Consider the following 19,338-nt stretch of genomic DNA (forward strand, 5'->3'; position numbering starts at 1 on the left):
GGCGGGCATTCTCCTGGCTGTGTGATTAAAAGATAGTTCCAGGGTTTTCAGGCCAGGATGGTTCGTTCGAGGATGGCGTTTGGTAGGTGCGGGGGAAATTCGGGGAGCCAGCGTTGGATCTGGGCTAGCTGGTCTTCATCTATTTCTAGTGCGCCGAAGTGGGTGTGGGCTAGCTGAGTTCCTTCGAGGTGGGCTCCGTAGAGGTTAACGCCAGCAAGGGATGCGCTACGCAGGTCTGCCAGTTCTAAATGGGTGCCACGTAGATCGGCTCCTAGCAGTTGGACATTGGAGAGGTTGGCGCCTTCGAGATGGGCTCCCCGCAGGTCGGCTCCTTCAAGGTGGGCGGGATAGCGGCCAGTTAATGAGACCAGTTCTAAATGGGCACGAATTAAGCTGGCTCCCTCGAGATGGACACCACCCATATCACTGCCGGTCAGGATTGCTCCTGAGAGGTCTGCGCACTGTAGATAGGCCCCCCCAAAGTTTGTCTCGGCTGCATAGAGTGCGCTCAGATCAGCATATTCAAAATGTACGTAGCTAAAATCTGCCGCCGAAACTGTTGCGTGGCTGAGATCAGCACCACGTAAGTGGGCTCCGATCAGATAAGCGCCGGTCAGGTCGGCACCACTAAAGCAGGTGGCATTCATATGGCTACCAATAAGATTGGTCTCATGGAGTCGCGCCTGTTTAAAACTTGCACCCTCAAGCATGGCACCACCAACCTCGGCATGTTCCAGGGCGGCTCCATTCAAGCTAGCCCCATTCAGATAGGTTCCATTTAATGCGGCACCCTGCAAATATGCACCATCCAGTTGCGCACCTTCGAGGTGTGCCCGGGCCATGTCCCGCTCCTCGACACTCGCAGGCAACCATTCGGTCCAGGGAAGACCAAAATACACACGGGCCAGAGGCAAATCACGCAGGTCGACATCCTGCAAGAGTGCTCCACGCAGATCCAGGCCAATGCGCTCTCGCTGTGTAGCGTCCTGCCAGTTAACTGGACCTCGACCATCCTCATGATTAGCCAGTAACCATTCAATATCCGCCCGCATCAAGGTTTGCTCACAAAAAGGATAGCGGCCCATAGCGATAGCAGGTGGTACAGCCAGGGAATTTAAGAGAACCTGCTGGCGTTCCTGCGTGATCAGAGGTTCACGACGCCAGGATTGATGGTGTTGCCGCCAGTATACAAGCCAATCTAAAGTCATATGTGATTCAGGTAATAACATAATAGGTTCCATGCACCTCCACTCACGAACGCTGGAAGACCAGACACTTAAAATCTACCGTGGTAGATATAGAACGTAACGCCGTCATGCGAGCACGAATCTCCTCGGATAAGTGCCAGTAATTAGGCGTCATCATCACAATCTGCTCAATCTCGGGCTGCTGTAATGCCAGCTCATAACTCAATGCGCGCGTTGTTACGAATGTGAAAGAGTCCGAAAATTGGTCAGCCACATGTTGCTGTTTATTTTCCTCGATATTGAGCAATTGTAAAGTCTGACGCAACTCTTGTAAATGATGAGCGCCCGGAATAACAATGATTAATGGCGCACCCGGAGCAAGCACACGAGTATATTCAGCCACATTCCGTGGCGCGAAGATGTTGAGCATGCCCGCCAGCGCCTGATCGGCGAGCGGCAATGGCTCATTAAGGTTAGCCACCATAAAAAACGCGGTAGGATAACGCCTGGCCGCCATCCGAATCGCATCTTTAGAGATATCGATGCCCAGTCCCTGTATGTGTTCAAAGCGTGGTGCCAGTGCCTGCTGCATCTGTCCCAGATAATAGCCCTCGCCACAGCCAGCGTCCAGGATGCGCACAGGACCTGCCTGAGTCGGCGCCAGATGTGCCAGCATCAGCTCATTCAGCGTATTGGATAGCGGCTCATAATATGCTTTATCAAAGAAGGCACGGCGTGCCTGCAACATCTCTTTGGTATCTCCTGGCAACTTCTTACGCAAAAGATTGACGTAGCCCTCTTTAGCCATATCGAAGGCGTGGGCCTGCTCACAACTCCATATGCCATTCTGTAATGAGAGGGGACGCCTGCACACAGGACAAAGCAATATTTCTGTTACGGCGGTAGAAACCATTATATCATTGACTCAACTTTTCTTTTTACGCTGACACCTCGCGCCTACGGCGCTCGCTTAATGTATGTATGTGCTGTCAGGGCGGCTGCAGCCGCCCTGACAGCACATACATACATTAAGGCATATGAAGCTACATGCAAGTTTATAAAAACCAAACTAATTTTGCTGTGTTCCAATCGAGGGGCAGGCCTGCCCCTCGATTGGAACACAGCAAAATTAAGCGAGCGCCGCAGGCGCGAGAATTATGGCATAGCCATCAACATCATATGACAGGGAGGTGGACTTACTCAAATAGTCATATTTATATCCACCTGATTAAGAGGTTATGATAGAATGATAACAGAACATCATTCTGCTCACAATGTGAGTCTATACGGTTTATAGCATTTTTCACATAAAGAAAAAGAAAAAAGCGTAACGAGGATAAAAAAGCATGGAATACGCAGTGCTCGGTGGGGGTGCTCTTGGATTAATGGCTGCTTATCGCTTGACCCAGGCTGGTCATTCGGTAATGGTCTTTGAGCGTGAAGGAATGGCCGGTGGCCTGGCGTCAGGATTTCAAGTTGGGGATAACTGGTTAGAGAAATTTTATCATCATATTTTTCGCTCTGATAAGACTGTTATTCGCGTCATTGAAGAATTAGGCCTGGGGGATCGCCTGGAATGGCAACATCCACGCACTGTGAGTCTGGTCGGAGGAGAAAACCACCAGCTGGATGATCCTATTTCATTGCTCAAATTTGCTCCTTTAAATATTTTTGAACGTTTACGTGTGGGAGCAACCCTGGCCTTCTTGAAGGTGGCCAATCCCGAATGGTTGGAGGGCAAGACCGCCGATGCGTGGCTACGGCGCTGGATGGGTCTACGGCCATACAAAATGATCTTTGAGACGCTGTTCATGGGCAAGTTTGGCAAACTCTATGATCAGATAGCGCTACCATGGTTCTGGGCACGTATCCATGATCGTACCACGCAGCTAGGCTATGTACGTGGTGGCTTCCAGCTGGTCTATGAGCGCCTGGTGGAGCGTATCACACAGGAAAAAGGCAAAGTACTCTTCAATACCACCGTAGAGTCGGTAGAACAAAATGAAGTTGGCTGGAGCGTCAAAACAGACCAGGGAAGCTGGAACTTTGATCGCGTCATCTCCACCTTACCGACGCGGCTCAGCTGTAAACTTATCGTGGGACTGCCCGAAGAATATCGTCAGAAATACGATTGGGGCCAGGCTTATGGCGCACACTGCCTGATACTCTCACTGGATCGTAAGCTCACCGATAGCTATTGGATTAATCTGTGTGACCATGGTTACCCTTTTACCGGTATTTTTGAGCATACTAATTTCAGAGATCCCAAAGAATATGGTGGGCAGCACCTGGTCTATTTCGGCAACTATCGGCCAATGGATGATCCCATTTTCAAAAAAAGTAAAGAAGAGCTGATACAAGAATTCACTCCTGCCATTCAGAAACTATCGCCTGATTTTAGCCAGGATTGGATCCAGGATAGTTGGATTTTCGCGGCACCTTATGCGCAACCAATTGTGACGACCGATTATCGGGAGCATATTCCCAGTTTACATCCTCCACTACCTGATTTGTGGATCGCTAACATGTTCCAGATTTATCCGCATGACCGTGGACAAAATTACTCGCTAGAGCTGGCTGAAAAACTGGTCCAGCAAATACTTTAATAGCTTAATCGGCCCGCCAGGATTTCGCGCCTGCGGCGCTTACTTATTTTTGAGGTAGAAAATGGCGAGGGGAGGCGGTTGCAACCGCCTCCCCTCGCCATTTTCTACCTCAAAAGGTTGATGCACGGAAACTTATATGGCGCTGCCATTATTATGTGGCGCTGTCATCATTATGTGGCACTGCCATTATTATGTGGCGCTGTCATCATTATGTGGCACTGCCATTATTATGTGGCGCTGTCATCATTATGTGGCGCTGTCATCATTATGTGGCGCTGTCATCATTATGTGGCGCTGTCATCATTATGTGGCTGTATTTATCGCGCCACGGCGCGATAAATACAGCCACATAATAATTTAGGTATGAGCACTTTAGTGCTCGAGTGCGGTAAGGTGGCATAGCCTGGCTAAAAAAGCACAGCAACAAAAGCTAACATTCCTATCTTTAGCATCAAGAAAAACAAAAATATGATTTTTTTTTGAAAAACACGCTGAAAAACCGTAAGAAAGCGTAGCAAAAGTTTGCGGGATGTGTTATAATATCCCTGAGCCGAGCAAAGGCTCATAGTTGGTATAAGCATGAATGTGCGATTTGTCAACTATGAACAAACTCAGCTCACGGATAAGTTCGGCAATCTATTGCATGAATGTCACCGGGGTGTAGCGCAGTCGGCTAGCGCGCAGCGTTCGGGACGCTGAGGTCGGAGGTTCAAGTCCTCTCACCCCGACCAGGATGACACATACTTCTCCCCTTTAGCGGGAGTCAGGAGCATCACAATCCAATCAGGATCGTTAGTGCATACAGACAGAAGTATGTGTCATAATTTTTTTCTCAGGCACAAAGGAGATCATAGAATGCAGGGATATCAGATATACACCACAGTCAGCGTACGCTGCTGTCATCTGATAAACCTGCGCGCCATCGCACGTACGGAAAGTACCCAACCGGTGGTGTGCAGGAGGGACCCTGGTGTGCCTGCTTCTCCTGGACATGCAATGCGTTCCCACCTTTATCCACCTAGTCGTTGCAGGCGGCGTTAGGAGCTGAAGGGCTGGCTTTTCGATTCGAATCCATCTCCTCAGTATTCACCTCGCTGTCTGTGTGTGTCATCCATCGACTCTGACAGAGAGGAAGGAAAGCCATTCATGCCTGTTCTTGTGTTGAATTCCTCATTACAACCTCTCTCGGTTATACCGGAACGGCGTCTCATTGTCTTACTTTCAAAACAGAAAGTGACATTTGTAGACGATAATGTTCGCGAATTAATCGAAGAGAGTATTCAGCTTCGTCGGCTTGAATCAGAGCGTCCCGTGATCGTACAACTACTGGCTAATGTACGCGTACCACGGGTAGCCCTACAACCGACACGTACCAATATACTGTTACGCGATGATGAAACATGTCAGTATTGCGGCAAGCGTAGCCGTGACTTAACGCTAGACCACATCATTCCACGCTCACGTGGTGGGCAAAGCACATGGGAAAATCTGGTCGCCTGCTGCAAACATTGTAATGGAAAAAAAGGGAACCGTCTCTTGAAGGAGGTAAACATGCATCTCTTACGGCAGCCACGCGCGCTGACGCAGGAATATGCTGGCTTCTTCCTGCTTCGCTATCCCAAACTACGCGAGGCCTACGAGCAGTTCCTGTTAAGCGCAATGGGAACCCCAATGCCACATATGCATACCAATCGTGGCGTCAGTGCCTGATAACGATATATAACATATAATTGTCACAGTAATTATTCATTTTATATGGGCGTGACGGTCAGTGGTAGCCTACAGGTGATCCACAGGCCACTCACGCCCAACTTTTATGTATCTCCAGAGTTATTACTACAGATGCCTAAAAAGGGGTTGACAATAGCGCAAAGCTGTTGTATTATAGCAAGTGTCAAGAACACCTGTATGTGCAGGTGAGCTGGTGACTTTAGCGAAGAGGGTACACCCGTTCCCATCCCGAACACGGTAGTTAAGCTCTTCCTCCCCGATGATACTACGTGGGCAACTGCGTGGGAAAATAGGAAGTCGCCGTCTCACCCGCCCACACGGGTGTTTTTTGCATTACTTCATGAGGACACTTAACTGCGAAGAGCGGCGTTCACGATAACACTACAAGCATTTCTGATCAGAATAGTTAAGGTGACGAGGTATCACAGGTAAAATCACATAATCTATATTCCTGTTAAGGAGAAGGCTCAAAAAGTAGCGGCTGCGCCTGCCAGATGGCTATCTCTGATTTTTCTTGAATCTCTAGCAGGCGATAAAAATAGCGATAGACGGGCCGCACAAGCGTAAGATCAGGCACAGACAGAATACGGCTGTATCCCCTTGCCAGCGCGCTAGCCTTCCGTTGATCAAGTATATATTCTAGCGCGATAAAATCGAACGCTCGTGATCCAAGCGCATATGCCTCTGTATCCACCAGTGCCGCCACAGAGCTATTCCTGACAAGGAACTGAGTAGGATCCATATCCACCATAATTAATGACGATTCTGAGGGCTCTGGCAGACGCAGAGCCTCAGCAGAGATAGCTGGAAGCAGTTCTTTGATGCCTGTATTATAGGAATGATACTGCTCAACCAACATCCGCATAGTATCCACAAGGTGTTGGTGGAATAATGAGAGCGAACTACGTCTACGTCCGGATAGTATCACTTTTTAAATAAGTGCTTGATTCCCACCTTCAGTAGCGCGGGTACAACCAGCCGCACGCAGGCCCTGAAGGGCCCACCATTCTTTTAAATGTGGTGTCAAAAAGTGTTCTCCGAACACTTTTTGACACCACATTTAAAACCGTTGGAGCGCCAAAGGCGCGAAAACAATGCTAAGTGTACTCTGAATTTCATAGAAATCAAACACTATTTAAGCTCGACTTTGTACAAAAGTCGAGACATGAACTCGCAGAATGAGACAATCCAGGACCTTTCTCAGCTCAAAGAACGAAAAATGTACAAAGTCGAGTTAAGAAAAGCGAGAGACAAACAAAAAAGACCTCACTCGTATTGAGTGAGGTCTTTTTTACGCTTGATCAACCACAATACGGTATATCCTCAATTTTGCCGAGTCACTGGTCAGCCAGCTTTGAAGCTGAGAAGCACTCACGCGAGGTCCACGATGAAGATACTCACTGAAACAAGCCGTACGATCATTAGGGCGACTTCGCTGCGCCTGTTACCAGGTGTCCACGTGTCGTCTATTTACCAGGTCGTCTTCCTGGGATCTTGATCACACGAATGTGATGGGAAAACTCGTCTTGGGTGCGGCTTCGCGCTTAGATGCTTTCAGCGCTTATCCCTTCTCGACATAGCTATCCAGCTCTGGCCCGGGCGGGCCAACTGGCGCACCAGCGGTCGAGCCATCTCGGTCCTCTCGTACTGGAGATGACGCCCCTCAATTTTCCTACGCCCACGACGGATAGAGACCGAACTGTCTCGCGACGTTCTGAACCCAGCTCGCGTGCCGCTTTCATGGGCGAACAGCCCAACCCTTGGGACCTACTCCAGCCCCAGGATGCGACGAGCCGACATCGAGGTGCCAAACCTTGCCGTCGATGTGAACTCTTGGGCAAGATAAGCCTGTTATCCCCGGGGTAGCTTTTATCCGTTGAGCCACACTCCTTCCACTCGGGAATGTGGGATCACTAAGCCCGACTTTCGTCCCTGCTCGACCTGTCCGTCTTGCAGTCAAGCTCCCTTCTGCCTTTGCACTCTTACGGGTGATGTCCATCCACCCTGAGGGAACCTTTGGGCGCCTCCGTTACTCTTTGGGAGGCGACCGCCCCAGTCAAACTACCCGCCTGATCTTGTCTACGTCCCGGCTCACGGTGACGTATGAGAAACAAACCGCAACGAGAGTGGTATTTCACTGCTGTCTCCCCCTCCCCCAAAGGGAAGGGTTCTCCGACTCCCACCTATGCTACGCACGCTTCAACTCGTTTCCAGGTCAAGGTGTAGTAAAGCTCCACGGGGTCTTTTTGTCCTGTCGTGGGTAACCCGTATCTTCACGGGTACTTCAATTTCGCCGAGTCCTCTGTCGAGACAGCGCTCAACTCGTTACTCCTTTCGTGCGGGTCGGAACTTACCCGACAAGGAATTTCGCTACCTTAGGACCGTTATAGTTACGGCCGCCGTTCACCGGGGCTTAGATTCGCAGCTACGTGCACCGCTCCTCGTAACCTTCCGGCACTGGGCAGGAGTCAGCCCCTATACTTCCGCTTTCGCGTTCGCAGAGACCTGTGTTTTTGGTAAACAGTCGGTTGAGCCAATTTCTTGCAACCCCCTCACGCTCCTGCAAGCAGGCTCGCTACTAGGGCACCCCTTCTTCCGAAGGTACGGGGTCAATTTGCCGAGTTCCTTAACAGAGGGTCGCTCGATCACCTGGGGAGATTTCCCCCTGCCTACCAGTGTCGGTTTGCGGTACGGGCGGAGAAGATTCTGGCGAGAGGCTTTTCTCGGCGGCGTAGGGGCCAATGACTTCCGCAGACTTGCGTCCGCTCGCTGCACGTGTCATGCACAGGAAACCGGGATTTTCCTCGGTTTCGCACTTCGCCGTACAGACCCATCCTGTCCAATCGATGGGCTCACCTTCCTTACCGCGTCCCCCCATTGCTCATCACAAATTTCTCCGGTGCAGGAATGTCCAACCTGCTTGCCATCGCCTACGACTATGACGTCCTCGGCTTAGGACCCGACTCACCCTGGGACGATTGACGGTGCCCAGGAACCCTCAGGCATTCGGTGTGTCTGGTTATCACAGACATGACGCTACTCATTCCGGCATTCTCACTTCTGATCGCTCCACCAGTCCTCACGGTCTGGCTTCTCTGCTCCAGAACGCTCCCCTACCAATCCTGCAAAACAGGATTCCATGGCTTCGGTACCTCTCTTAAGCCTCGATACGTTGTCGGTGCCACGACACTCGACCAGTGAGCTATTACGCACTCTTTAAATGGTGGCTGCTTCTAAGCCAACATCCTGGCTGTTTGGGCGTTGTGACCCCCTTTGACACTGAGAAAGGATTTTGAGACCTTAGCCGATGGTCTGGGCTGTTTCCCTTTTGACGACGAAGCTTAGCCCCCGCCGTCTCACTTGCATGCATGCTGTCCTGGCATTCGGAGTTTGGTTGAGTTTGGTAACCAGCACGTGGCCCCTAGCTCATTCAGTGCTCTACCTCCAGGATAGTGTTTCATACAGCTGTACCTCAATACATTTCGGGGAGAACCAGCTATCTCCGTGTTCGATTGGAATTTCTCCCCTATCCACAAGTCATCCCCCAGTTTTGCAACACTGGTGGGTTCGAGCCTCGACGGACTGTCACATCCGCTTCACTCTGCTCATGGATAGCTCACACGGTTTCGGGTCGCATCGCCGCAACATCCGCCTTGTTCAGACTCGGTTGCCCTGGGGCTCCCCAGCTTTAGCGCTGGTTAACCAGGCTACGACGATGCACTCGCCGGATCATTCTACAAAAGGCACGCCATCAGCCCTTGGTTCCGCAACGGAACAGTGGCCTCTGACTGCTAGTGAGTACGTGGTTTCAGGGTCTGTTTCATCCCCCTCTCGGGGTGCTTTTCACCTTTCCCTCACGGTACTTGTTCGCTATCGGTCGCTAAAGATGTGTAGCCTTGGAGGGTGGTCCCCCCAGCTTCCCACAAGGTTTCACGTGCCTCGTGGTACTCAGGATCCTGGCCGATTTGAGCTTTCCGTCCTTTACGGGACTCTCACCCGCTCTGGTCGCGCTTTCCAACGTGTTCAAGTAAAATGCTCTCCTGTGTTGCCAGTCCTACAACCCCGACCATCTCGAAAGATGATTGGTTTGGGCTCCTCCCGGTTCGCTCGCCACTACTACGGGAATCTCGGTTGATTTCTTTTCGTCGAGTTACTGAGATGTTTCAGTTCACCCGCTGCCCCCCGTCACTGCCTATGTGTTCAGCAGGCGGTCTCCAGACATCACTCTGGAGGAGTTGCCTCATTCGGAATCTTGGGGTTCATAGCTTGTATGCAGCTCCCCCCAAACGTTTCGCCGGTCTCCGCGTCCTTCTTCGGTCTTTAGCGCCAAGGCATCCACCTCGTACTCTGTGTAGCTTGTTCTCTTCTCTTCATCATGTTTGATCTGTGAATGCTTGTTTGCCATCCTCTCTCTTGCGAGAAAGAATAGCGATCCTCTGCTTCAACTCTGGCTGACCTACATGGCTCAGCAAAATTGAAGATATACCGTATTTGGTTGTCAAGGTGCGATGCTGGCACTCCGATAAGACGTGCTCATCGGGGCGAAACCCCAACATCTGGAGAGTGGAAACCAGCCCAACTGCTGGATGAATACTTTCGTCGTCCTGTTCGACCTGGAAGTGTGGCATCATGGTGGTCACAATCACTCATGACCGATGCCAAAGCTCCCTAGAAAGGAGGTGATCCAGCCGCACCTTCCGGTACGGCTACCTTGTTACGACTTCACCCCAATCACTGACCCCACCCTCGACGCTTGCCCCTCTTGCGAGTTAGCCCAGCGGCTTCAAGTGTTGCCAACTTTCGTGGTGTGACGGGCGGTGTGTACAAGACCCGGGAACGTATTCACCGTAGTGTGCTGACCTACGGTTACTAGCAACTCCAACTTCATGGAGGCGGGTTGCAGCCTCCAATCTGAACTGAGGCCAGGTTTGACGAGATTGGCTCCCTCTCGCGAGTTCGCGACTCTTTGTCCTGACCATTGTAGCGTGTGTGTCGCCCAAAGCGTAAGGGCCGTGCTGACTTGACGTCATCCCCGCCTTCCTCCATTTTAAAATGGCAGTTTCGCTAGAGAAATTCAACTAACGACAGGGGTTGCGCTCGTTGCGGGACTTAACCCAACATCTCACGACACGAGCTGACGACAGCCATGCAGCACCTGTGGATCCGCCCCGAAGGGACAGCCCGTTACGGCTGGTGCAAATCCATGTCAAGCCTTGGTAAGGTTCTTCGCGTTGCATCGAATTAAACCACACGCTCCGCTGCTTGTGCGGGTCCCCGTCAATTCCTTTGAGTTTTAATCTTGCGACCGTACTCCCCAGGCGGACCACTTAGTGTGTTAACTGCGACACTGAGGGGGTCGATACCCCCAACGTCTAGTGGTCATCGTTTACGGCTAGGACTACCAGGGTATCTAATCCTGTTCGCTCCCCTAGCTTTCGCACCTGAGCGTCAGGTACTTCCCAGGACACTGCCTTCGCCATCGGTGTTCCTCCGGATATCTACGCATTTCACCACTCCACCCGGAATTCCGTGTCCCTCTGAAGCCCTCAAGTCAGACAGTATCCGAAGTACTTCGTCGGTTGAGCCGACGACTGTCACCCCAGACTGATCTGACCGCCTGCGTGCGCTTTACGCCCAATAAATCCGGACAACGCTTGCCCCCTACGTATTACCGCGGCTGCTGGCACGTAGTTAGCCGGGGCTGATTCCTCTGGTACCGTCCGTTCTCGTCCCAGAGAAAAGCAGTTTACGATCCGAAAACCTTCATCCTGCACGCGGCGTTGCTCGTTCAGGGTTGCCCCCATTGACGAAAATTCCTCACTGCTGCCCCCCGTAGGAGTCTGGGCCGTTCTCAATCCCAGTGTGGCTGATCGTCCTCTCAGACCAGCTATCGATCGTCGTCTTGGTAAGCCATTACCTCACCAACTAACTAATCGAGCGCAGGCTCATCCTCAGGCGCCCTTACGAGCTTTGCTCTTCCTCGCGAAAGAGCCTATGCGGTATTGTCGGCGATTTCTCGCCGGTATTCCTCACCTGATGGTAGATTGCCCACGTGTTACTCACCCGTCCGCCACTCCCTGCTTGCGCAGAGCGTTCGACTTGCATGTGTTAGGCACGCCGCCAGCGTTTATCCTGAGCCAGGATCAAACTCGCCATCCAATTTTATGATTCATTCATCCTCAACGAGGGTGAAGAAATTGCATGAGAATTGCGATCAAGGCCAAGTCTTCCAACATTGGCTGTAATTTGTTCGCAGATTATTGTGTGATCACCGAACGCGAACGTCCGGGATCGAATTGACAGGAACGTGAAACCTATTCATGTGTTCCAGTTGCTGTTCTGCTTTCCACTCTTCAGTTGTCAAGGTGCCGACGAACCGGAGTTCGTCTGTGTTTACGAGCAGATCATCTGTTTTCGTGTCTCTGTCTCGTGTAGCTGTAGTATCGCAGATCTGTTGCGCTTTGTCAAGCGTTTTTCCGAGGAATTTTCGCCGACGCCCAAGATCTCGTGTCTCTCGCTTCTAAGAGCGAGTATCCACATCATCACCTGCAAAAAAGGCCAAAGCCTCCTTCTTTCTCACCACATTGGTTGGGAAATACACAGGAGATCGGTGATCTCGGGGGAGCCACCTTAGCGTGGCACAACGGATGCGAAAGGACAGGAGCACCAATACTCAGAGAGCTCAGTGATTGTCTTGTTTTCTGCAGCTCGATGATTATGTCATAGGAAGACAATCCTGTCAACCCCTTTTTTAAGCAATTTCCAAGCAGTTTTAACGCATCCAGCGAAATTCAAAGAAATACGGCCAGGGTATTGACAGAGCCATTGCATTGTAGTACTATACCGCAAGTAAAGAAACCACTTGCATATGCAGGTGAGCTGGTGACTTTAGCGAAGAGGGTACACCCGTTCCCATCCCGAACACGGTAGTTAAGCTCTTCCTCCCCGATGATACTACGTGGGCAACTGCGTGGGAAAATAGGAAGTCGCCGTCTCACCCGCCTATATGGGTGGTTTTTTTATACGCTCTACTCTCCAATATGCACAACGAGGGCGCGATCATAGATATGACCACGCCCTCCTGCAGGTAAAACCTCGCTGTATTATTGATTAAGTAAAGTAGCTTTTAGTTGGATATCTGTAGCAGCCAGAGCTTTGGAAACAGGACAATTCTTTTTGGCTTCTTGTGCGAAACGTTGGAATGTGGCATCATCGATACCTGGCACAACGGCTTCAGTTACCAGCTCGATAGGATTAATGGCAAAGCCACCTTCGACTGGATTAAAATGCACATTCGCTGTTGTATGGACACGCGTTGGAACATGTCCTGCACCAGACAGGCTAGCGGATAAAGCCATTGAATAGCAGCCAGCATGCGCAGCCGCGATAAGCTCCTCTGGATTGGTTCCGCCCGAACCATCACCCATACGTGAGCGGAAAGAATATTGGCCTTCAAAAGAACCACTTCCCAGACTCACTTTTCCCTGACCTTGTTTAAGATCACCGCTCCATTCAGCATCTGCTTTACGAATTGCCATAAGAATTTCTCCTTCTTAAAGTCACAATAAAAAGTGTCGCTTTACTACTTTTTATTTATAGCAAAGCTTCTTTTATAGGTGTGCGCATCGTTTACGTACACTCATGTACCTCTACACTATACAACCATAATAGATTGAGGAACAAGCAAGCGAGAAATTTTGTCTGGTGTTTGCCTGGATCAGGGATGATGTTCAGACGTGACCATCTTTAATACTTCTGCTTCATCTTTATCAGTGGGTGTATGATCAACAGTGGCACGTTCAATACGCCATACAGAACCTTTTAACACAACGTAACGCCATTCAAGATATGGGCTGTTATTAAAATCGGCTGGCGTGGCTGTCTTTAATAGATCCAATACATCATCGGGCACAGGATCATGAATATCAATAACCTGTTTCTGTAACTGCTCAATATATCTAGAAATAATTCCTTCAAGATCTTCGCGGTAAATTACCCGATGCAAGTTACTCAAATTGCTTAAGCCAGCTTCTCGATGTTCTGGTATAGCAAGATCATTCATAATGCGCCGCCGGAGCGCTTCAAAGAAACTATATTGAACCAGGCCACTACAAATAAAACGGAGCACCTGCTCAGCAGATACATCCTTTTCATCCCAGGATTTGAAAATGTTGGCGATGCTGGCTGCGGCTGTAGCGATGGCTGGAACCGCGCTCAAATGGCGCTTGGCGACCCGTTCAGCGTAGAGCGCGGCCAGTTCATAAACAGTTTTATGATCATATAAGCCATTAATTTGATCAATCGCGACACCGCGCACATGACGTAAATAACCAATACCGTGGGTATCTTCTGGATCATGAGGACTATGGCGAGATTGTTCGTAAGGATTCTCCATATACCAATCCAGACATGGGCGCTTGATGCCTACGGTAAACTGGTCAAAGGGAATTACCTCATTGCGCCAGCTGGCAAGCTGGATACCTTTAGTTTTGGCCTCAACAAGAAAAGTATTATTAAAACCTTGATGTGGATCACTAATAAGATAGAGGATCGCAGAATGGCTCCATTCACTATCTGTAGCCATGCGAATTAAATGGGCAAATACTTCTTTGGGATCCTTATTTTTGCGCAACATGACATCAGCAACCTGTAAAAAAGGGCCTCCATTATCATGCTGCAAAAAGTAGTTTAATGGATCTTGCTCAATACGATGGGCTCGATATTTCATACCTACATTCCTCAAAAGTAGTAGTGCATTTCTCCCTAAATTATGCATCCCAACATATGTTTCTCACAAGATCAAAAAAGGATAGGTTTACATATCTATTATGTTTCACTCCTCCTGAAAAAACAGCCAGAAGAGCAGATTTACTGAGCTTATAGTAGTACTACACAAAATAGGCGTAATTTCCTATGGTAGGCCAGTTTATTTGACCATATAGATGCATTTAGGTACGATAGAGTATCAAGTAAAGATTCAGATAAATAAACTTTGTTTTGAAGGTTGGAGCGAGCAGTAAAGGTTAGTAACATATGTCATTGCAGAAGCGTCATAAGTTTGTCCGTTTTAATGCGCAGGAAAATGAGGCCAGAGTAGGAGACATATTTAGCCAGCAGCCTGCTATACAGCATCCAACATCCCCGGATACTTCTCCCATACAGGCAGTGCCACCATCAGCAGCGAAAATCGCTAGTCCGGGCGCGTCTGACATCCAGACAGGGGAAATACAACTTGCACTTCTTTCAACCCCATCACCGAAGGATGGTCATACCACAAATAGACTACCTATTGTGATCCCAGGCAATGGCACAAAAAACATGCCTGCGCTTCGCCCACGCCAGAAGAAAGGTCCCCTTGTTCATGTCTCTATTGGAGTACTGATCATCGCAATGATCACGGGTACACTCTTAGCTTTTATGCAAAGCGTTGATAGCAATGGAAAAAGTACAGGCTTAAGCATATTTCAGCCAGGTGTGGGTATGAAGGTCACCAAAAAAAATGAGACGGCCCTTATCTCCGCGCAGGCTGCTACTGCGACCGCAGTTATGCAGGATGGTTTTGGACAGCCAATTTCAGTGGATATACAACCGCCAGCAGCTTCTAAAGATTTTGTGCCAGATGCAAGTTTTGTGAACAACTACCTCATGGGACAATGTACTTATTGGGCTGATTTTCGCTACCACCAGTTAACGGGGTATGCGATACCCTGGATGTACGATGCCAAGGGATGGGCTTATGGCGCTTCTCAGAGTCCGGGCTGGGTGGTCTCTCCTACTCCTAAAGTGCCATCAATTATTGTCTTGCAACCAGGTACACAGGGAGCAGGTTTGCAATTTGGGCACGTCGCGATCGTTGAGCGCATCAATCCAGATGGAACGCTCTATACCAGTGCCTGGAATGTTGTCGGTCCTGGTATCCTCACCTATATGACCTATCATATCACTCCTGGTGTAAGCTTTGTCTGGCATTCTTAATCATTGAGAGCACAATCCAATACAGTACCAATCAACATGCCGAATGATAGAGACAGATGAACTGCACAACAAATGTTCTTAGTATATTGAGACAAAATGAGCCTGAAATATTTTTATCTCAATATACTAAGCGCTAATATTCGCATAGAGAGAGCAAACATTAGCACAATCGGTATACACAGGTTATTACCAGTTCACCATTTTCCATTTTCCACCTACCAATCCAATAATAGACTGTACTTGATTATTGCTATCCACGAATACCACGGTTTTACTTCCTCTTGCGAACCAATCATAACCAATCACGCCAGTATCACTGGCCAGGGAGGCCCCGGCCGATTGGGTGATGTCCGTGCCTTGCCAGCGATCATAAGGCGGCAAGGACAGTTCCTGAATATGCTTATTCTCATCAACATAGACAACAATACGCAGATTCCCTTGTGGCCAATCATAGGCAGCCAAAGAGTTGCCGCTGGCTAATGGCCGGCTAGCCAATGTGGTCAGGTCTCGTAAATTCCATACATTGGATGTAGTACTCAACAATTCCTGGATATGCTTATTCTCATCGATATAATCAATCAATAATGTACCCGTTGTGCGCCATTCGGAACCAACAATCGTGTTTCCATTAGAAAGTGGTGCTCCATACAGTCGGGTCAGATCGTGTCCTTGCCAGGATCCACCTGACACATAGTTCAATTCCATCACATGTTTATTGGCAGCAACATAGGCCACATGGCGACTTTGATCTTTAGACCAGGTGAATGCTGAGATGGCATCGCTGGCTGGTGTTGCAGTATTCGTTAACTTCGTAAGATCTATTGCTTGCCACTCCACTCCATCGGTACTCACAATCTCCTGAATGTGCTTCTGCTGATCGATATAGACAACGTGTTGCGAATCGTCTACCAGCCACTGATAGCCCACCAGACTCTTACCATTAGCAAGCGGAGCATTTGCCCGCTGCGTTATATCCACCACCTGCCAATGTCCATCCTCTCCAATCCACAATAAGTGAATATGGCCGAGCACATCAATATAGGCAATTTGCTGGCTGGAACCTTTGTCCCAGCTATAACTGGCCAGCACATTGCCATTAGCCACAGCAGCGCCGGTAGTTTGGGTAATATCCAATTGATGCCAGTTCAGTCCGTCTATTGACTTGAGTTGTTGGATATGGCCGGTGGCATCAATATAGGCAGTTTCAATAGAATCGTCTTGTGACCATGGAGCTGATGTAATTGCTCCATTTTTGACGGGCAATGTTTGCACAGAAGCAATAGTAGGAGTCGAAACTTGCGCAACAATCGCTGGCTTGTTCCCATTAGCATGAGTCATACTTATGCCTATATAATAAAATCCTATGCCACCACCTAAAAGTAAAATGATAGCTGAGGCCAGGGGTAAGGCCACCTTTTTGGATCGATTATGTCTACGGCGACCAGCTGGAATAGCCCACTGTCGCTGTGCGACAAATGTGGAAGATTTTTGCTGTGGGGATTTTGGTTCCTTGTACTTATAGTTTATAAAGTGCATCTTACGAGCAGCCACAGGAAGCGGCACAATAAACTGTTGGTCTGCTTCAACGTCAGTATATGCAGGAATATCCTTAACAACCTTACGCAAGTGAGCAACATTCATGATCTCAGTTGTCTCTGAATCGGGAATGGCATTGCTGAGCTGATCACCTTCGACTACTTGTTCCTCATCAATTGGTCTGAGTTGCCTATCAGGTACCGTTAAACGCTGTGTCGGTTGTTCATTTTCTTCAGCCGGATTATCCGCTGCGTTCTTTGACTTTAAATCCATTACGTCCCCCCTGATACAAATATTTTCTTTGTATAGTTACAACCTTCATTATGTAGACCCAAAAATTGTATATATGTACATAAATATCTCCCTACCTTCCTCACATCCAAAATTGTAGTCCTACTATCAAATACGCATGTTTACGTAATATGTTCCAGGCATAGGATCATGCCGTAATATACACATAAATATATTACAATATATCTTGATTGAAAACCTTTCCTTTTTGACCAGATTCTCGTGCTATATTAAAAATACCTCTATTCATGGACGCTCATTGAGCCTGTTACGTACAAATATGAGCTCAAGGCTGCTGAAAAGAAGGGTTACGATCCATGTGCTATACTGCCCAGATAAGCAATGCATCTCTTTAAAAAAGACAGTACCGGTATAGGTTGGTTCCCTGATGGATGCAGTGGCAGTTGTGAGTCATTGAGGCAGGTTTTTCTTTTCCTCCTTCTGCAATATTTTTACTGCTACTCTTTTCTTGCTAGCGAGTCAGATGGAAATATGCCCATTGTCGCTAGCACTTGAAGCATATGGTAAAGGACGAGCACTATTTCATGACGATATCAATTCAAAATAAAGAACATCAGCAAAATCAGGATGCGGAAAAAATTACTGCTGCACTGCATAGTGTGTATGGTCTGGCTCTACTGCGTGACTTGCTCACACAGGATGCAGGACAAGCGGTGCTAGGTTTACTCAGGACATTGGTACATCCACAACCAGATCCAGTTAAGACTGCAGAGGCGTATAGCGCGGCTTTCTATCAATTGGCTGAGGCGATTTCTGATGCTCCTGCATCTCCGATCGTTGATGCCTGGCAGGCTTATCTGATTGACCGTTTGATTGATACTCAGAATATATGGAGCACACAGGTAGAACAAAGAGGAGGAGGTCATATCTCACCTGCTCTGCGGAACCAGGCTCAACGTGAGTTGCGGACATTGCAGCATTTATTTGCGCTAGATGCGCAATTGATCTGGGAAGAGACCTGCTCGATCGTCACGCCGACAATGCCGATCCTGAGCCAGGCCTGGGCTCCCTGGACAGGCTTACAGTTACAGCATGAAGAGAGTCAGCATCCTGCGCGTCTGGAGTTGATACAAACAATAGCAGCATGCACTGATTGGCAGGATTTAGCAATTCCGCTCGAACGTTACTGGTCTCGCTATGGAACTGGTCCCCTGGCCCGTTATCATGTGTTACGATGGCAAAGTGAAATACAGCAACTCTATGGCATTGATCATCCTGATAAGGTTGAGCTAACAAGATTAATTGGCCATGAGCGGCAGCAACCTCGTATCACTGCCAATGTGGAACGCTTCCTTGAAGGCTTGCCAGCCCACGATATGCTGCTGTATGGCCCTCCTGGAACGGGTAAATCTTCGACCGTTAAAGCCATTGCCAATACCTATGCCCAACATGGTCTCTGCCTGGTGGAAGTTGAGAAGGAACATATTAATGATCTGCCACAGGTTGTGGCAACCCTGCGTGGTCGTGCGCCTCATTATCTGCTCTTTATTGATGACCTCTCCTTTGAGGAACATGAAACTTCCTACAAAAGATTGAAAGTACTATTAGAAGGTACAGCTGAAGCACGGCCAGCGAATATCCTGGTCTGTGCAACCTCAAATCGGATGAATCTAGTGAGAGAAAATTTTCAAGAGCGTGGTAAGCCAAATGAAGATGTCCATTGGCGCGATACCATGGATGAAAAACAATCACTGGTCCATCGCTTTGGTCTGCGCGTCAGCTACTTAGCACCTGACCAGAAACAATATTTGCATATTGTAAACCAACTTGCTCAGCAGCGTGGACTAATGATTCCTGAAGAGATATTATCTGCACGGGCATTGGCCTGGGAACGCCAAAACAGCAGTCGCTCTGGACGCAGTGCACGACAATTTATCGATGATATTGAGGCTGAGACAAAGTCTGAACAGTCAACATATATCAGCGCTTCCTAGTAGAAGATTCAATGACAATTTGCGTGCCCTAGAAGCCATACAATCATGCTGGCGGGC

11 protein-coding genes, 1 tRNA gene and 4 rRNA genes are annotated in these 19,338 nt (G+C 48.9%); 7 read left to right on the plus strand and 9 right to left on the minus strand.

Annotated features, from left to right (window positions below; genetic code table 11):
• Positions 1 to 47: 47 nt before the first annotated feature.
• Both EL633_RS09250 and EL633_RS09255 read right to left on the minus strand, forming a co-directional pair.
• Positions 48 to 1,229, minus strand: a complete 1,182-nt coding sequence (locus tag EL633_RS09250; protein WP_161982054.1) for a pentapeptide repeat-containing protein — start codon at positions 1,227 to 1,229, stop codon at positions 48 to 50.
• 22 nt (positions 1,230 to 1,251) lie between these two features.
• Positions 1,252 to 2,100, minus strand: coding sequence for a putative RNA methyltransferase (locus EL633_RS09255; protein ID WP_126626909.1), 849 nt, complete (start codon positions 2,098 to 2,100; stop codon positions 1,252 to 1,254).
• Between the two features lie 433 nt (positions 2,101 to 2,533).
• Here EL633_RS09255 and EL633_RS09260 point away from each other — a divergent pair, with 433 nt between their 5' ends.
• From EL633_RS09260 to rrf (EL633_RS09275), 4 genes are all read left to right on the plus strand, one after another.
• Positions 2,534 to 3,793: an NAD(P)/FAD-dependent oxidoreductase gene (locus EL633_RS09260; protein ID WP_126626910.1), complete on the plus strand. Its 1,260-nt coding sequence runs from the start codon at positions 2,534 to 2,536 to the stop codon at positions 3,791 to 3,793.
• A gap of 654 nt (positions 3,794 to 4,447) precedes the next feature.
• Positions 4,448 to 4,524, plus strand: a tRNA-Pro gene (locus EL633_RS09265).
• A 415-nt stretch (positions 4,525 to 4,939) separates the two neighbouring features.
• Positions 4,940 to 5,503: an HNH endonuclease gene (locus EL633_RS09270; RefSeq protein WP_126626911.1), complete on the plus strand. Its 564-nt coding sequence runs from the start codon at positions 4,940 to 4,942 to the stop codon at positions 5,501 to 5,503.
• 210 nt (positions 5,504 to 5,713) lie between these two features.
• Positions 5,714 to 5,830, plus strand: a 5S ribosomal RNA gene (gene rrf / locus EL633_RS09275).
• A gap of 148 nt (positions 5,831 to 5,978) precedes the next feature.
• On the opposite strand, the gene EL633_RS09280 is transcribed toward rrf (EL633_RS09275), so the two are convergent.
• The 4 genes from EL633_RS09280 to EL633_RS09295 all read right to left on the minus strand — a co-directional run bounded on the left by EL633_RS09280 (position 5,979) and on the right by EL633_RS09295 (position 11,683).
• Positions 5,979 to 6,383, minus strand: a complete 405-nt coding sequence (locus tag EL633_RS09280) for a hypothetical protein (protein ID WP_126626912.1) — start codon at positions 6,381 to 6,383, stop codon at positions 5,979 to 5,981.
• A gap of 542 nt (positions 6,384 to 6,925) precedes the next feature.
• A 23S ribosomal RNA gene (locus EL633_RS09285) occupies positions 6,926 to 9,886 on the minus strand.
• 11 nt (positions 9,887 to 9,897) lie between these two features.
• Positions 9,898 to 10,164, minus strand: a complete 267-nt coding sequence (locus tag EL633_RS09290; protein WP_126626913.1) for a hypothetical protein — start codon at positions 10,162 to 10,164, stop codon at positions 9,898 to 9,900.
• A gap of 32 nt (positions 10,165 to 10,196) precedes the next feature.
• A 16S ribosomal RNA gene (locus tag EL633_RS09295) occupies positions 10,197 to 11,683 on the minus strand.
• A gap of 719 nt (positions 11,684 to 12,402) precedes the next feature.
• Here EL633_RS09295 and rrf (EL633_RS09300) point away from each other — a divergent pair.
• Positions 12,403 to 12,519: ribosomal RNA gene (gene rrf / locus EL633_RS09300) — 5S ribosomal RNA — on the plus strand.
• Between the two features lie 108 nt (positions 12,520 to 12,627).
• Here the strand turns inward: rrf (EL633_RS09300) and EL633_RS09305 are convergent.
• Positions 12,628 to 13,062: an OsmC family protein gene (locus tag EL633_RS09305; protein WP_126626914.1), complete on the minus strand. Its 435-nt coding sequence runs from the start codon at positions 13,060 to 13,062 to the stop codon at positions 12,628 to 12,630.
• Positions 13,063 to 13,241: 179 nt separating this feature from the next.
• Complete coding sequence (locus tag EL633_RS09310; RefSeq protein WP_126626915.1) at positions 13,242 to 14,252, minus strand: hypothetical protein; 1,011 nt, start codon at positions 14,250 to 14,252, stop codon at positions 13,242 to 13,244.
• 305 nt (positions 14,253 to 14,557) lie between these two features.
• Between EL633_RS09310 and EL633_RS09315 the strand changes: the two genes are divergently transcribed.
• The gene (locus EL633_RS09315) at positions 14,558 to 15,499 is read left to right on the plus strand and encodes a CHAP domain-containing protein (RefSeq protein WP_126626916.1); all 942 of its coding nucleotides are present in this window, start codon (positions 14,558 to 14,560) and stop codon (positions 15,497 to 15,499) included.
• 186 nt (positions 15,500 to 15,685) lie between these two features.
• On the opposite strand, the gene EL633_RS09320 is transcribed toward EL633_RS09315, so the two are convergent.
• Positions 15,686 to 17,308: a hypothetical protein gene (locus EL633_RS09320; RefSeq protein ID WP_126626917.1), complete on the minus strand. Its 1,623-nt coding sequence runs from the start codon at positions 17,306 to 17,308 to the stop codon at positions 15,686 to 15,688.
• 563 nt (positions 17,309 to 17,871) lie between these two features.
• On the opposite strand from EL633_RS09320, the gene EL633_RS09325 reads away from it, so the two are divergent.
• The gene (locus EL633_RS09325) at positions 17,872 to 19,281 is read left to right on the plus strand and encodes an ATP-binding protein (RefSeq protein WP_161982055.1); all 1,410 of its coding nucleotides are present in this window, start codon (positions 17,872 to 17,874) and stop codon (positions 19,279 to 19,281) included.
• The last annotated feature ends 57 nt before the right edge of the window (positions 19,282 to 19,338 follow it).

This window comes from Dictyobacter alpinus, from assembly GCF_003967575.1.
Classification (GTDB): domain Bacteria; phylum Chloroflexota; class Ktedonobacteria; order Ktedonobacterales; family Ktedonobacteraceae; genus Dictyobacter; species Dictyobacter alpinus.